The sequence below is a fragment of the Avibacterium sp. 21-586 genome (assembly GCF_026226775.1).
GTDB lineage: Bacteria > Pseudomonadota > Gammaproteobacteria > Enterobacterales > Pasteurellaceae > Avibacterium.
Genome location: NZ_JAKKOD010000001.1, coordinates 247,572 through 261,960 on the forward strand (window position 1 = coordinate 247,572; position 14,389 = coordinate 261,960).

Genomic DNA, 14,389 nt, shown 5'->3' on the forward strand with positions numbered 1-14,389 from the left:
TTTTCTTAACGGAAAATTTAGAACTCGGCACTTCGTGCCTCAGGCAAACTAAATTTTCCTAAAAATTCATTCACACTCGGGCAAAACAGAAGGGAACCCGAAGGTGCGCTATTCTTATTTTGGTTAAATTAAAAGAAAGTGAGTATCCCATTTTTCCCCCTCTTTATATAAAGAGGGGAGAGAGGGAGATTTTTAAATCTCAGCCACAATAAGATCACCCATCTCTTTCGTTGAAACAGGCGTGCTTTCATCTGCAAGGTCTGCGGTACGGTAGCCATTTTCTAGCACTTTTTTCACCGCACTTTCTATTGCGGTGGCGGCGTCATTGAGATCAAAGCTATAACGCAGCATCATCGCGGCGGAAAGAATTTGTGCGATTGGGTTGGCGATGCCTTTGCCGGCGATGTCAGGGGCTGAGCCACCTGCAGGTTCGTATAAACCGAAGCCTTGTTCGTTTAGACTGGCGGAGGGAAGCATTCCCATTGATCCCGTGATCATTGCACATTCATCAGAAATAATGTCGCCGAAAATATTTGAACAAAGCAATACATCAAAAAATTCAGGTTGTTTGATTAATTGCATTGTGGCGTTATCAATATAGATATGATCCAATCTCACTTCAGGATAGTCTTTTGCCACTTCTTCCACCACATCACGCCATAGGGTAGAGCTGATCAACACGTTGGCTTTATCCACCGAAGTAACGTGTTTAGTGCGTTTCATTGCCGTTTCAAACGCCACTTTGGCGATACGCTCAATTTCATAGCGGTGATAGATTTCTGTATCATAGGCTTTTTCGTTTCTTCCTTCGCCCTCACGACCTTTAGGCTGACCGAAATAGATCCCGCCCGTTAATTCACGCACCGTTACCATATCAAAGCCTTTCGCTGCAATATCTGCGCGCAATGGACAGAATTTTTCTAAGCCTTTGTATAAGGTTGCAGGGCGTAAGTTGCAGAATAGAGCAAAGTGTTTACGCAATGGTAATAACGCACCACGCTCAGGTTGTTGATTTGGCGGTAGGTTTTCCCATTTTGGTCCACCTACCGAACCAAATAAAATCGCATCGCTTTCTTCGCAGCCTTTTAAGGTTTCTGCTGGCAATGGCGTGCCGTGTTTATCAATGGCGATACCACCCACATCAAAATGGCGAAAGTTAAGCTGAAAACCGTATTTTTGCTGCACGGCATCAAGCACTTTAATGGCTTCAGCCATAATTTCTGGGCCAATGCCATCGCCACTTAATACGGCTACATTATAATTTTTCATCACATCACTCCTTAATTGATTGCATTTTTGCTTAATTTTAAATTTTCTACTTTATGCGAGCGGTAGATCGCATTAATGGCGTGGATAAGCGCACGCGCTGAAGATTCCACAATATCCGTTGCCAAGCCCACACCGTGGAAACGGCGTCCTTTGTGTTCCACAACAATATCCACTTGCCCGAGCGCTTCAGCGCCTTCTCCTTTCGCGGTTAAGTTATAGTTCAACATTTTTAAATCAATATTGGTGATTTTCAAGATAGCGTTAAATACCGCGTCTACAGGGCCATTACCGCCGCTGGATACTTGGCTTAATTTCTCACCGTCTAGTTCCACTTGCACAAAGGCAGATGCGGGCAAATGGCTGATCATTTGTGAAGTAATCACGTCTAAGGTTAAACGATCTTCATCACCTTGTTGCATATCAATAAAGGCAAGGGCTTCTAAGTCATAATCGAACACTTGACCTTTTTTATCTGCGAGTTTCAAGAAAGCTTCGTATAATTTATCCAAATCATATTCGCTTTCTTGATAACCCATTGAATCCATATGATTTTTCACCGCAGCACGACCAGATCTTGCAGTCAAATTCAATTTTTCTTTCTTCAAGCCAATGGTTTCTGGTGACATAATTTCATAGGTGTTTTTATTTTTCACCATACCGTCTTGATGAATACCCGAAGAATGAGCGAAAGCATTTGAGCCGACAATGGCTTTATTTGGCTGAATTGGCATATTACATAATTGGCTGACCATTTGGCTGACGCGGTGGATTTCTTGCGTATTAATGCGAGTATCGACGCCAAACAAGGCTTGACGCGTTTTAATCGCCATTACCACTTCTTCCAATGCAGTGTTACCTGCACGCTCGCCGATCCCATTTACCGTACATTCAATTTGTCTTGCGCCATTTTGTACCGCAGTTAAAGAGTTTGCGGTCGCCATACCCAAATCATTATGGCAATGTACAGAAATCACCGCTTTATCAATATTCGGCACGCGGTTCATTACATTGGCGATAATATTGCCATATTCCATTGGCAAGCAATAACCCACCGTATCAGGAATATTCACCGTGGTCGCTCCAGCTTGAATCGCAGCTTCCACAATGCGGCAAATATTATCAATGCCTGTACGCCCAGCATCCTCGCAAGAAAATTCCACATCATCGGTATAACGGCGCGCACGTTTTACGGCGTTGATCGCCATTTCTACCACATCATCAAACGTGCGGCGTAATTTGGCTTCAACGTGTAAGGTAGAAGTGGCAATGAAAGTATGAATACGAAAGGCTTCGGCCACTTTTAACGCTTCTGCCGCCACATCAATATCTTTATCTACCGCGCGCGATAGGGCACACACTCGGCTATTCTTAATGTTTGTAGCAATGGTGCGAACGGATTCAAAATCCCCTGCGGAAGACACGGGAAAACCCACTTCCATTACGTCCACGCCAAGACGCTCAAGGGCAAAAGCGATTTGTAATTTTTCTTTTACCGTCAAACTGGCTTTCAACGCTTGTTCACCATCGCGTAAAGTGGTGTCAAAGATAATCACTTGATCTGGCATAATCTGTCCTTTCATTTTGAAGATATAAAAAAACCCGCCTAAAAAGTGCGGGTCAAATTTGGGAAGTTTTTACATTACGTGTTTTTCATCCACAAGCTAGCCGCACAAAAACTGTGAGAGAAGCAGGTGGAGTGAGAGCAAAACACGAGTAAACATAAAACATAATCCTTCTTGAAAACGAGTTTTATCTTACCTATTAAAAATAAACTGTCAAACAAAATTTTAGCATTTTTATCCAAAGTAAACGATTTATAAGAATTTGAATTAGATTAATACACTATTATTTTGAATTTAAGTAGATAAATATTTTGACTTGGTTAAAGAGTTTACGTTTTTATACCGCACTTTTTTAGAAATGGCGTGGATAAAATTTATTACATTTTTTCTCAAAACAGCAAAAAGGATTTTTGCGTTAAATCAATAATAACCTACAAATACTACAAAAGAGTTAGTTTTTCTTTGCTTGAAGAACTACGCGGCGTTTCGCCCTTGTGATAGAATCACCACACTTTTCTTTGTAGGTGAATTTTTATGTCAATAATCAATCAATTACAGCTCGAACAAATTACCTGCCAGCGTGGTGATAAAACCCTGTTTACGGATTTATCGCTCACTTGGCAAAGCAGTGATTTTGTGCAGATTGAAGGACATAACGGCATTGGCAAAACCAGCTTGTTGCGCATTTTAGTTGGTCTTGCGCAGCCTTTGGCAGGGCAAGTGTGTTGGAATGGGCAGGCGATTAAACAATGCCGCGAAGATTATTATTACCAATTGTTGTATTTAGGCCATCACGCAGGCATTAAGCCAGAACTCACTCCTTGGGAAAATTTGAAATTTTATCAAGCTATTAGTCAATGTCAGCAAGGGGAGGAGGCGCTTTGGCAAGCGCTGGAAAAAGTGGGCTTGATTGGGCGAGAAGACATTATTTCAGGGCAACTTTCCGCAGGGCAACAGCGGCGAATTGCCCTTGCGCGTCTGTGGCTTTCCCAAGCGCCATTATGGATTTTAGATGAACCTTTTACTGCCATTGACAAAAATGGCGTACGCATTTTAACGCGTTTATTTGAACAGCAAGTGGAAAAAGGCGGAATGGTGATTTTAACTAGCCACCAAGAAATTCCAAGCGAACAATTACAAGTGTTAGATTTAGAGAAATATAAATGTTATTCACACCGCGAATAGTTTCATCATAGATATAGATGAAGAGCGGTGCAAAATTAGAGAATTTTTTATGCAGATATTTGCGCAAATCATCAAACGGGAATTACGCATTGCGATGCGAAAACAAACGGAGATTCTCAATCCGTTATGGTTCTTTTTGATTATTATCACCCTGTTCCCGTTAGTGATTGGCCCTGAACCAAAATTGCTGGCAGAAATCGCCCCCGGCGTGGCTTGGGTGGCTGCACTGCTTTCTGCCTTACTTTCTTTTGAGCGTTTGTTTCGCGATGATTTTATTGACGGCTCGCTGGAGCAATTAATGCTCAGCTCTCAACATTTGGCCTTAACCGCCTTGGCGAAAGTGGTGGCACATTGGTTATTAACCGGCTTGCCGCTTATTTTGCTTTCCCCCATTGCGGCATTATTGCTTTCTTTGGATAGCCATATTTGGTGGGCATTGGTGCTAACCTTATTGCTTGGCACGCCAATTTTAAGCTGCCTTGGCGCGATCGGCGTGGCGCTCACTGTTGGGCTGCGCAAAGGCGGTGTGTTGCTGAGTTTGTTGGTGTTACCTTTATTTATTCCAGTGTTGATTTTTTCTGCGTCTGTCCTTGAAGCAGCAGCGCTTGCCTTGCCTTATAACGGGCAACTTGCTATTTTGGGCGCAATGTTATGCGCGGCACTGACCTTATCGCCTTTTGCCATTGCGGGGGCATTACGAATTAGCCTTGAATAAGGGGCACAAGTTTTTATTTTTTGATTAAAGGAAAGATTGATTATGTGGAAATGGCTTCACCCTTATGCCAAATCAGAAACCCAATACCATTTATGCGGAAAATTTATTCCTTGGTTTGTGGTGCTTTCAACCTTATTAATTGGCACAGCCTTAGTTTGGGGCTTGGCTTATGCACCAGCAGATTATCAGCAAGGCAACAGCTTTCGCATTATGTATATCCACGTCCCAGCTGCGATTTGGTCAATGAGCATTTATGTTTCAATGGCGATTGCGGGCGTGATTGGTTTGGTGTGGCAAATTCGCCAAGCGCATCTTTCTATCATCGCAATGGCGCCGATCGGCACGGTATTCACCTTTATCGCCTTGGCAACAGGTGCAATTTGGGGTAAACCAATGTGGGGAACTTGGTGGGTGTGGGACGCGCGCCTTACTGCGTCATTAATCTTATTTTTCTTATATTTAGGTGTGATCGCGCTGTATTCCGCTTTCCAAGATCGCACAACGGGAATGAAAGCGGCTGCGATTTTATCTATTGTTGGCGTGATCAATATTCCGATTATTCACTTTTCAGTGGAATGGTGGAACACCTTGCACCAAGGGGCGAGCATCACAAAATTTGAGAAACCGTCCATCGCCACGCCAATGTTAATTCCATTAATTTTATCGATTTTTGGTTTTATGGCATTAACCATTTGCTTAACCTTAGTGCGTTACCGTTTAGCGTTATTGAATGATGAGAAAAAACGCCCTTGGGTGAAAGCGTTAGTCAGTCAGCAAAAAATTTAACAAATTTGCACCGCACTTTCGTTTTCGTAAAAATAAAGTGCGGTGGTTTTTTCAAGAATTTTTAATTTTGTAAGGATAAGATGATGTTTTTTGAATCTGTGAGTGATTTTCTGAATATGGGGGGCTACGGTTTTTACGTTTGGCTTTCTTATGGCGTTTCTTTCTTAGCCATTGCAGGTTTGATCTTGCAAGGCGTGATGAGCAAGAAAAAACTTATTAGTGAAATTAAACGCGAACAACAACGCGCGCAATATGAACAAAACCGCAGAACAGGAGAAAGCCTATGAATCCAAGACGTAAATCGCGCTTAACCATCGTGTTATTTGTGTTAATTGGCGTGGCGGTGGCGTCATCATTGGTGTTGTATGCGTTGCGTCAAAATATTGATTTATTTTACACTCCAACAGAAGTGATCTATGGTAAAAATGACGATGCACAAACCAAACCGAAAGTGGGGCAGCGTATTCGTGTTGGCGGAATGGTGGTGGCAGGTACGGTGAAACGTGATGACAAAAGCCTCAAAGTGGTGTTTGATCTTAACGATATTGGGCCTTCGATTACCGTGGAATATGAAGGTATTTTGCCCGATTTATTCCGTGAGGGGCAGGGCATTGTGGCACAAGGTGTGTTGAAAACACCAACGGTGTTGGAAGCAAGTGAAGTGCTAGCGAAACATGATGAAAATTATGTACCGCCAGAATTAGGTGAGCAAATGAAAAAAGTGCATAAACCAATGGGGATTTCAGATTTAACGGGCGAAAGCGAGCGTGATCGTCAAGAAAAACAAGAAGGTAAAAAATGATCGCAGAATTAGGAAATTATGCGTTAGCCTTGAGTTTGGGCGTTTCCCTACTGTTGGCATTTTTCCCTTTATATGGCGCAGAAAAAAATAACGCGCAACTAATGGCATTTGCACGTCCAATGACTTATGGGTTATTTATTTCACTCACTTTGGCGTTTGCCTGTTTATTCTATTTATTCGCCACCAATGATTTTTCTGTGCAATATGTGGTGAATAATTCCAATACCAACTTACCGTTGGCTTACCGCTTATCCGCCGTGTGGGGTTCACACGAAGGATCGCTATTGCTATGGATTTGGTTGCTCGCTTTATGGAGTGTAGCCGTTGCCTTTTTCAGTAAGCCATTACCGCAAGAAGCGGTGGCTCGTGTGCTAGGTGTAATGGGGGTGATTAGTATTGGTTTCTTAATTTTTGTTTTATTCACCTCCAACCCTTTTGACCGCACGTTCCCTGATTTCCCTGTGGAGGGGCGAGAGTTAAATCCGCTGTTGCAAGATGTCGGCTTGATTTTCCATCCACCGTTGCTTTATATGGGCTATGTGGGTTTTTCTGTGGCGTTTGCTTTTTCTATTGCGTCATTAATGACAGGCAAACTAGACACGGCGTGGGCAAGATGGTCAAGACCTTGGACAATGGCGGCTTGGATATTCTTAACCTTAGGAATTATACTCGGCTCTTGGTGGGCGTATTACGAACTCGGCTGGGGCGGCTGGTGGTTCTGGGATCCCGTAGAAAATGCGTCACTAATGCCTTGGTTGGCAGGAACGGCGTTATTGCATTCTCTTGCGGTAACCGAAAAGCGTGGTTCGTTTAAAGCTTGGACAGTATTGCTAGCAATTTTAGCCTTTTCCCTTTGTTTGCTCGGCACATTCCTTGTGCGCTCAGGCATTTTGGTTTCTGTTCACGCTTTTGCGTCCGATCCAACTCGTGGGCTTTATATTTTGGCTTATTTGATCGTGGTGATTGGCGGCTCGCTCACTCTGTATGCTTACAAAGGCAACCGAATTCGCTCAAGAGATAACGCAGAGCGTTATTCCCGTGAAACTATGTTATTGCTCAATAATATCCTATTAATGACCGCACTTGCAGTGGTCTTTTTAGGTACATTATTGCCTTTAGTGCATAAACAACTTGGCTTGGGCAGCATTTCTATTGGTGCGCCGTTCTTCGATCAAATGTTCCTTTACATTATGATCCCTTTTGCCTTATTACTTGGTATTGGCCCTTTGGTGAAATGGCGCAGAGATCAATTTTCTGCTATTAGAACGCCTGTGATTATCAGCCTAATTTTGATGCTAATTGCTGGCTTTGTGTTGCCTTATTGGTTACAAGATCGCATTACCGCAACCTCCGTGCTTGGCGTGATGATGACGGTGATTATCACTGTATTGGCATTATACGAATTACAACAGCGCGCCACCCATCGCCACAATTTCTTTGTGGGGCTAAGCAAACTTTCTCGTTCCCATTGGGGAATGGTGTTGGCCCATCTTGGCGTCGCGATGACCGTTTGGGGCATTGCCTTTAGCCAAAACTACAGCATTGAACGTGATGTGCGAATGAACGTAGGCGACAGCATTGATATTGCAGGTTATGATTTCAAATTCCAAGGTATTAGTGATGCCAATGGCCCGAACTATCTCGGCGGCAAAGCGGAAATTGAGATCAGTAAAAATGGCAAATACGAAACCACGTTGTATGCTGAAAAACGTTTTTATACGGTGAGTAAAATGTCAATGACGGAAGCGGCGATTGACTGGGGCTTTAGTCGCGATCTTTATGTGGCATTAGGCGAAAGCCTTGGTAATGGCGCGTGGGCATTGCGTTTATACTACAAACCGTTTATCCGTTGGATTTGGTTCGGCGGTGTATTTATGGCTTTAGGTGGCTTGCTCTGTATGCTTGACAGACGCTACCGTTTCAAACAGTTATTAACTAAAGCTCAATAAGAAGGTCGTGATGAATAAAAAATATGCCATTCCTTTGATTTTATTTTTAGCGCTAACCATCGCCTTTTTTGTGCAATTACAACGGAATTCCAACGGTGATGATCCTAAAGCCTTGGAAAGTGCTTTAGTGGGCAAGCCCGTACCTGCGGCAACTTTGCAAGATCTGTTTGACAACAAAACGCACGATCAAGGCATTTTCCAACAAGGTAAACCGATCTTATTGAATGTGTGGGCGACTTGGTGTCCCACTTGCTATGCAGAGCATCAATATTTGAATCAACTCCATTCACAAGGCGTAACCATTATTGGTGTGGATTACAAAGACAAAACGGACAAAGCCATTAAATGGCTGAAAGATTTGGGTAACCCTTATCAGCTTGTGATTAAAGATGAAAAAGGATCTTTCGGGTTGGATTTGGGCGTATATGGCGCGCCAGAAACTTTCATTATTGATGGCAAAGGGATCATTCATTATCGCTATGCAGGTGACGTGAACGAAAAAGTATGGCAAAGCACCTTGCAGCCAATTTATCAAAAATTAATGGAACAAAAATAATGCGAAAAACTCCTTATTTTTTCACCGCACTTTTATTTTGTGCCATCACGGCAAAGGCAGCGATTGAAGTGCGAAATTTTGCTTCAGCACAACAAGAACAGGACTACCAGAGCCTAACCCAAGAGCTACGTTGTCCGCAATGTCAGAATAATAATATTGCTGATTCCAATGCTACCATTGCAATGGATATGCGTGAAAAAGTGTATGAATTACTCACTCAAGGGCAAAGTAAACAGCAAGTAGTGGATTATATGGTGCAACGTTATGGCAATTTTGTTACCTACAACCCACCGCTCACACCCGCGACAGTGTTACTTTGGGCTGTGCCAGTTTGCCTTGTGTTGTTCGGCGGCATTTTGGTGCTACGCCGTAAACCGAAAAAACAAGCACAGGCAAAACAAAGTGCGGTGCAAATTAATGATGAAAATTTAACCCAAGCAGAACAGCAACGTTTACAACAATTATTAAAGGATAAGGAATAAACAATGAATTTTTGGCTTATCAGTTTTGCGATCACCCTTATTGTGGCGCTAATTTGTTTTTATCCCTTATTATTTTCAGGCAAACAAGCGCTTGACAGCAACAAGCGTAACAAGCTAAATAAAGCCTTTTATTTCAATCGGTTGAAAGAAATTGAAGAAGATGAACAGCAAGGTTTAATTGAAAACGCCTCACAGTTACGCACGGAATTACAGCAAACCTTATTGCAAGATATTCCTGAGAATGAACAACTTCAGCAAGATGGCAAACGCTATGGCAAAATTTGGTTTGTATCGGGCTTTTTGACTTTAGCGATTTTAGCAGGGCTAGGCTATATGCAAGCAGGCGCTTGGCAGCAAGAAGCTATGCTCGAAAAAACCTACCAAAAACTACCGCACTTTTATGAGCGTTTAAAGGAAGAAGAAAGTAATCCAATGAACGATCAAGAATTGCAACAATTCGCCACCGCTTTGCGCTTAAAATTGCAAAAAGAACCTAACAACGCGGCGGACTGGTGGACGCTTGGGCAAATTGCAATGAATCTGGATAAGGCACGTTTAGCCTATGACAGCTACGCCCGTGCGGTAAAATTAGATCCCGAAAATATCGAATATCAGCTTTCTTATGCGCGCATTTTAATGTTTTCCGATGACCAAACGGATAAAAACAAAGGAATGGATTTGCTCAAAGGTGTTCTGCGCAAAGATCACAGCAACCTACAAGCCCTTGGTTTGCTCGCATTCCAATATTTTGAAAGCGAAGAATACAAGATGGCCGCAGTAACTTGGGCGATGATGTTACGCCTAATCCCCGAAAATGATCCAAGAGTCGCACTTCTTGAAAAAAGCATTCGCGCCGCCCGCGATGCACAAGAAGAAAAAGAAAAGACTGAAAAGAAAAAATAATCCCATATTGGCGTATTTCCAGTCCAAATACGCCAGCCTTTCCCTTAATTTGATTGATAATTCCACATTTTGCTGAAAAAATGATATAGTAAGCATAGTTTTTGCGTGGAGGAAAAATGAGTCAATTACTTTTAGGTTTTCATCATATTGCAATTATTGCATCAGATTATGAGAAATCTAAACGTTTTTACACGCAAATACTGGGTGCAAAGGTGCTTCAAGAAACCTACCGAGCGAATCGAGAGAGCTATAAATTAGATCTTGTCTTGCCTGATGGAAGTCAAATTGAGCTGTTTTCCTTTCCGAATCCGCCAATTAGGGCTACAAGACCGGAGGCTTGTGGGTTGCGCCATCTAGCATTTAAAGTAAAAGATGTTGAACAAGTTGTAGCATATTTAACTGAACATAGTATTTATTGCGAGCCTATTAGGCTGGATGAAATTACAGGTAAACGCTTTACTTTTTTCCAAGATCCTGATGGGTTGCCGTTAGAGCTTTATCAAATTGAGTAGGGTATTAGTAAGCAAAATGAAAAAATTAAATATTGTTATCTCAGTTTTTGTCGGATTTTTGAGTAGTACGGCTCTTTTTACTCAAGCAGCAAGCCAACCAACGGGGTATGTAGAGTATTTTCATTTTTCAGAGAATGATTTGGGAAGTAAAACCTATGTTACTGATAAATCAGAAAAGTTAAATCCAGTCAAACGTAATGATGTAGAAAAATTAGCCAAGAGTATTGAGTTTGAGGTTTATCAAGTAAGTGAAAAACAGGTTGCACATACGGTATTTAAATCAGGAGCGGGTATTTGTCGTGGTTTTAGATCCGATTATGGTGTCGATATGACTGATTCTCGTACTTATTATATTGATCAAGCTAATAATGAATATTATGCAAGCATAACTGGTGCAACGATTTATTCAAAAAGTGCCCCTCAAAATGTGCAATATGCTCCAGTATTTAACATTCAAGATGAAAGCATTGCACAACAAATACAAGATGAAGAAAATAAGTACGGAAAACAGGTTGCGACTGAGAATATTGAAAAAAGCTCAGAAATATTAAAAAAGACGATTTGCCGATAATTTTTAGGCTATCTACTAGGTAACTAGGCTATCTTTTGCCTAGTTATCTATTGTATTAAAATAGAAATTTTAGATTTTATATTACTATGGTTAAAACGCCATTCAAATTCCTTTAATGCAGGTCGAAATCGACTTTAGCGATACTGTCAAATTTGCGTAAATGCCTCTTTACTTAATTCCAAAATTCTCAATTTTCCGCCAATATGATTATGGTTTTTCATAAAGTATATGCTGTGCTTGATGCCTCATTACTAAATGAGAGCTTATTTGCTGGATTACCAAGCGTAAACGATAGAAGTAATATGTGGTCGTATTTTTGTTTACTCGCGGGTAGTTCGGCAATAATGCCCGATAACAAATAAACTTAATTTATTTATTTCGTTTATGTGGGCTAGACATTATTTATTCTATCCTAAATTGTACACGCCAACCTGTTATAGATTTCGTTACCGTAGCCATAAATTTCACTCTAGATTTCTGTGCAATTCACTGTGCAATTTTGTGCAAAAATTTCTGATTCCTGATCTTTTCCGAGCAATTTTTATTTGTAAATACCTGACAATTACACATTAAAACACTGTAAATAAATACAGTAAACAAAAATGAAAGGTCAGTAACTTATTGAAAAATATAAAAATTATTAGGGTTTGACATAATTTGAGAAAAAATAGGAAATTTATATGATTTGTGGAATGGTGCCAGTGGCCGGACTCGAACCGGCACGCTTTTAAGGGCGACGGATTTTGAATCCGCTACGTCTACCAATTTCGTCACACTGGCTAAGGAGTTTGAAAAAAAACAACCTAATGTGTTGTCGATGGTGTGAATTATACGGAGTTGATTTTTGCTTGCAAGTAAAATTTGTGAATTTAATGGTGAGTGAAGTAATTTTAGTCAATTTTAAAGTGCGGTCAAAATTTTGCGAATTTTCACCGCACTTTGTAAGTGGAGATAAAGAAAATACGTTTACTCGACATAAAAAAGCCTACCACTACAGATAGGCTAATGCTTTAGTTTAAGTTTACCTTATTATGCTTTTGTTGCTGGGCCATTGTCATTGATTTTAAGGACTTTATCGAACAAGTTAACGCCGCCTTTTACGCCGAAATCGAGCGTGGTTACGTTGTAAGCAATACTGATATTTTCTTGTTCAAAGCGTTTTTTCAGCGCCATAATGGCTTGGCTTTTGGATTCTAAATAGTCTTCATAGGTAACGAAATCCACCCAAAAACGAATGATAAAATCGAAAGTTGAGCTGCCAATGTCGGTGAAGTAGAAATTAACGTCATTTTTATCAATTACAAAATCCCATTCTTGGATTAAATCTAAGGCAACCTGGCGAACTTTATCTAAATCATCGCCGTAAGATACGCCAGTTGATAAAATGACGCGGCGTTTTTTCAGTTTGGAATAGTTAAAAAATTCATCGCTGTAAATCATTTGGTTAGGAATAAGAGCAGTTTCCCCTTCAATGGTAATTAATTCAACGGTCACTAAGCCGATATTCACTACTTTACCAATGGAATTGTTGATGTTTACCCAATCGCCCACTTCAAATGGTTGTTCTGATTTAATAAGCAAGCCAGAGAAGGCATTAGATGCAATATCTTTAAAGGCGAAGCCGGCGACAATCCCCACAATCCCTGCACCGGCTAATAAATGGGTAAGGAATGAAGCAAGGTGTAACACTTCTAAGGCAAGAATAATGCCTAAAAACCAAATAAGAATTTTTACGCCGATGGCAATGCCTTTTGCCGAGCGTAAGTCTTTCGGGAACAGGCGATTATAAATGCGTAATGCCACCTTGCTTAGAAGTTTGGCAATAAAATAGAAGAGCGTAAGCAAAATAATGGCTGAAATGATATTTGGAATAAAACCAATCAGCCAATCTTGCCATTGAGAAAGAGTCTGTGTTACTAATGTTAATGCGTTGTTTTGCGTCATAAAATTTTTTGTTAGCAATAATGGAAAGAAAAGCCATTTATAAAAATGGCTCTTTTTTATACCGCACTTGAATTACTAGCGCTTGTTCGCGAGTAGCCACCAAGTGATGAGAATAAATAGTCCGCTCGGCATTAATGCCCCTGCGATTGGCGGCACATTATAAACTAAACTAAGCGGGCCGAAAATCTCATTGACCACATAAAATAAAAAACCAAAGCAAATGCCTGTGATCATTCTTGCACCCATCGTTACGCTACGTAATGGACCAAAGATGAAAGAGAGTGCCAACAACATCATCACGCCGACGGAAATAGGTTGAAAGATTTTCCGCCAGTAAGTGAGTTCAAAACGCTTGGAGTCTTGCCCTGTTTCTTTCATAAAGGCAATGTAATCCGATAGCCCTGAAATAGAAAGTGAAGTCGGGCGTAAAGATACAATGCCTAATTTATCGGGCGTTAAGGTGGTTTGCCACGCTTCGTTGAGATAATTGGTGGTCGTGATTTTGTCCGCAGAAATTTGTGATTTATTCACTTGCATTAATTGCCAATTGCCATCTTTAAATTCTGCTTGATTGGCGTGGCTAACTTGTTCTAGCTGACGTTTATCATTGAAATGATAAATATAAATATCATTGAGTTTGATGTTATCGGTGATGCGTCTAACATAAATAAAATCATTGCCGTCTTTTGCCCACACGCCATCTTTAACCGAGAGCATTTCACCACCTGAAATGGCTTTTGCACGCATTTCGCGCGCAAATTGTTCTGTTTGCGGAATCCCCCATTCGCCAATGATCATCGTTATAATCACCAAAGGAATGGCTGTTTTCATTACCGCAAAACCAATTTTTAAGCGTGAAAATCCAGATGCTTGCATTACCACCAGTTCGCTGCGGCTCGCTAAATTACCAAGGGCAATCAGTGCACCTAATAGGGCAGCCATCGGGAAGAAAGTTTCAATATCTTTAGGAATAGTTAAAACAGTGAAAAGTGCAGCTTGCAAGACATCATAAGTGCCTTTTCCTACACTGCGGAATTGTTCTACAAATTTAATGATTGCAGACAGTCCCACCAAGGTGATCAGAGTGGCGAAAATCGCGCCTAGAATGGATTTTCCAATATAACGGTCTAATGTATTCATCATTATTTTTATT

General features: G+C 41.1%; 15 protein-coding genes, 1 tRNA gene and 1 pseudogene. 11 read left to right on the forward strand and 6 right to left on the reverse strand.

Annotated features, from left to right (window positions below; translation table 11 throughout):
* Positions 1-192: 192 nt before the first annotated feature.
* Both leuB and leuA read right to left on the reverse strand, forming a co-directional pair.
* Complete coding sequence (gene leuB / locus L5B71_RS01155) at positions 193-1,269, reverse strand: 3-isopropylmalate dehydrogenase (protein ID WP_265756483.1); 1,077 nt, start codon at positions 1,267-1,269, stop codon at positions 193-195.
* Positions 1,270-1,280: 11 nt separating this feature from the next.
* Positions 1,281-2,834 carry a 2-isopropylmalate synthase gene (gene leuA, locus L5B71_RS01160; RefSeq protein ID WP_265756485.1) on the reverse strand — a complete coding sequence of 518 codons (1,554 nt, stop codon included), beginning with the start codon at positions 2,832-2,834 and terminating at the stop codon, positions 1,281-1,283.
* Positions 2,835-3,365: 531 nt separating this feature from the next.
* Between leuA and ccmA the strand changes: the two genes are divergently transcribed.
* The 11 genes from ccmA (at position 3,366) to L5B71_RS01215 (ending at position 11,292) form a co-directional block, all read left to right on the forward strand.
* Positions 3,366-4,016, forward strand: coding sequence for a cytochrome c biogenesis heme-transporting ATPase CcmA (gene ccmA, locus L5B71_RS01165; RefSeq protein ID WP_265756486.1), 651 nt, complete (start codon positions 3,366-3,368; stop codon positions 4,014-4,016).
* Between the two features lie 49 nt (positions 4,017-4,065).
* Positions 4,066-4,731: a heme exporter protein CcmB gene (gene ccmB / locus L5B71_RS01170; RefSeq protein WP_126371397.1), complete on the forward strand. Its 666-nt coding sequence runs from the start codon at positions 4,066-4,068 to the stop codon at positions 4,729-4,731.
* Between the two features lie 42 nt (positions 4,732-4,773).
* Positions 4,774-5,517 (forward strand): heme ABC transporter permease, encoded by a 744-nt coding sequence (locus L5B71_RS01175; protein ID WP_115249490.1) that lies wholly within the window; start codon positions 4,774-4,776, stop codon positions 5,515-5,517.
* Positions 5,518-5,600: 83 nt separating this feature from the next.
* Positions 5,601-5,804, forward strand: coding sequence for a heme exporter protein CcmD (ccmD, locus tag L5B71_RS01180; protein ID WP_115249491.1), 204 nt, complete (start codon positions 5,601-5,603; stop codon positions 5,802-5,804).
* On the forward strand, positions 5,801-6,319 hold the full coding sequence (ccmE, locus tag L5B71_RS01185) for a cytochrome c maturation protein CcmE (RefSeq protein ID WP_265756487.1): 519 nt from the start codon (positions 5,801-5,803) through the stop codon (positions 6,317-6,319). The genes ccmD and ccmE overlap by 4 nt, the downstream gene beginning before the upstream one ends.
* Positions 6,316-8,268, forward strand: a complete 1,953-nt coding sequence (locus L5B71_RS01190) for a heme lyase CcmF/NrfE family subunit (protein ID WP_265756488.1) — start codon at positions 6,316-6,318, stop codon at positions 8,266-8,268. The genes ccmE and L5B71_RS01190 overlap by 4 nt, the downstream gene beginning before the upstream one ends.
* 10 nt (positions 8,269-8,278) lie before the next feature.
* A complete protein-coding gene (locus L5B71_RS01195; RefSeq protein ID WP_265756489.1) occupies positions 8,279-8,824 on the forward strand; it encodes a DsbE family thiol:disulfide interchange protein in 546 nt (181 codons plus the stop codon).
* A complete protein-coding gene (locus L5B71_RS01200) occupies positions 8,824-9,306 on the forward strand; it encodes a cytochrome c-type biogenesis protein (protein WP_265756490.1) in 483 nt (160 codons plus the stop codon). Before L5B71_RS01195 ends, L5B71_RS01200 begins: the two co-directional genes overlap by 1 nt.
* A 3-nt stretch (positions 9,307-9,309) precedes the next feature.
* Positions 9,310-10,209, forward strand: coding sequence for a c-type cytochrome biogenesis protein CcmI (ccmI, locus tag L5B71_RS01205; RefSeq protein ID WP_265756492.1), 900 nt, complete (start codon positions 9,310-9,312; stop codon positions 10,207-10,209).
* Positions 10,210-10,325: 116 nt separating this feature from the next.
* Positions 10,326-10,721: an SMU1112c/YaeR family gloxylase I-like metalloprotein gene (gloA2, locus tag L5B71_RS01210; protein ID WP_265756493.1), complete on the forward strand. Its 396-nt coding sequence runs from the start codon at positions 10,326-10,328 to the stop codon at positions 10,719-10,721.
* Positions 10,722-10,737: 16 nt separating this feature from the next.
* The gene (locus L5B71_RS01215; protein WP_265756494.1) at positions 10,738-11,292 is read left to right on the forward strand and encodes a hypothetical protein; all 555 of its coding nucleotides are present in this window, start codon (positions 10,738-10,740) and stop codon (positions 11,290-11,292) included.
* A 47-nt stretch (positions 11,293-11,339) separates the two neighbouring features.
* Here L5B71_RS01215 and L5B71_RS01220 read toward each other — a convergent pair.
* The 4 genes and pseudogenes from L5B71_RS01220 to lptG form a co-directional block, all read right to left on the reverse strand.
* Positions 11,340-11,534: pseudogene (locus L5B71_RS01220) on the reverse strand (IS1595 family transposase); the annotation flags it as partial.
* Between the two features lie 451 nt (positions 11,535-11,985).
* A tRNA-Leu gene (locus L5B71_RS01225) sits at positions 11,986-12,072 on the reverse strand.
* A 249-nt stretch (positions 12,073-12,321) separates the two neighbouring features.
* The gene (locus L5B71_RS01230; protein ID WP_265756495.1) at positions 12,322-13,236 is read right to left on the reverse strand and encodes a mechanosensitive ion channel family protein; all 915 of its coding nucleotides are present in this window, start codon (positions 13,234-13,236) and stop codon (positions 12,322-12,324) included.
* Between the two features lie 75 nt (positions 13,237-13,311).
* Positions 13,312-14,379, reverse strand: a complete 1,068-nt coding sequence (gene lptG / locus L5B71_RS01235; protein ID WP_265756496.1) for an LPS export ABC transporter permease LptG — start codon at positions 14,377-14,379, stop codon at positions 13,312-13,314.
* Positions 14,380-14,389: the final 10 nt, after the last annotated feature.

Excerpts from the sequence above, each read along its gene's own strand:
- L5B71_RS01230 (WP_265756495.1), bottom strand. The coding sequence starts at position 13,236 with ATGACGCAAAACAACGCATTAACATTAGTAACACAGACTCTTTCTCAA.
- gloA2 (WP_265756493.1), top strand. The coding sequence starts at position 10,326 with ATGAGTCAATTACTTTTAGGTTTTCATCATATTGCAATTATTGCATCA.
- ccmD (WP_115249491.1), top strand. The coding sequence starts at position 5,601 with ATGTTTTTTGAATCTGTGAGTGATTTTCTGAATATGGGGGGCTACGGT.
- lptG (WP_265756496.1), bottom strand. The coding sequence starts at position 14,379 with ATGATGAATACATTAGACCGTTATATTGGAAAATCCATTCTAGGCGCG.
- ccmE (WP_265756487.1), top strand. The coding sequence starts at position 5,801 with ATGAATCCAAGACGTAAATCGCGCTTAACCATCGTGTTATTTGTGTTA.
- leuB (WP_265756483.1), bottom strand. The coding sequence starts at position 1,269 with ATGAAAAATTATAATGTAGCCGTATTAAGTGGCGATGGCATTGGCCCA.
- L5B71_RS01215 (WP_265756494.1), top strand. The coding sequence starts at position 10,738 with ATGAAAAAATTAAATATTGTTATCTCAGTTTTTGTCGGATTTTTGAGT.
- L5B71_RS01200 (WP_265756490.1), top strand. The coding sequence starts at position 8,824 with ATGCGAAAAACTCCTTATTTTTTCACCGCACTTTTATTTTGTGCCATC.
- ccmB (WP_126371397.1), top strand. The coding sequence starts at position 4,066 with ATGCAGATATTTGCGCAAATCATCAAACGGGAATTACGCATTGCGATG.
- L5B71_RS01195 (WP_265756489.1), top strand. The coding sequence starts at position 8,279 with ATGAATAAAAAATATGCCATTCCTTTGATTTTATTTTTAGCGCTAACC.
- ccmI (WP_265756492.1), top strand. The coding sequence starts at position 9,310 with ATGAATTTTTGGCTTATCAGTTTTGCGATCACCCTTATTGTGGCGCTA.
- ccmA (WP_265756486.1), top strand. The coding sequence starts at position 3,366 with ATGTCAATAATCAATCAATTACAGCTCGAACAAATTACCTGCCAGCGT.
- L5B71_RS01175 (WP_115249490.1), top strand. The coding sequence starts at position 4,774 with ATGTGGAAATGGCTTCACCCTTATGCCAAATCAGAAACCCAATACCAT.
- leuA (WP_265756485.1), bottom strand. The coding sequence starts at position 2,834 with ATGCCAGATCAAGTGATTATCTTTGACACCACTTTACGCGATGGTGAA.
- L5B71_RS01190 (WP_265756488.1), top strand. The coding sequence starts at position 6,316 with ATGATCGCAGAATTAGGAAATTATGCGTTAGCCTTGAGTTTGGGCGTT.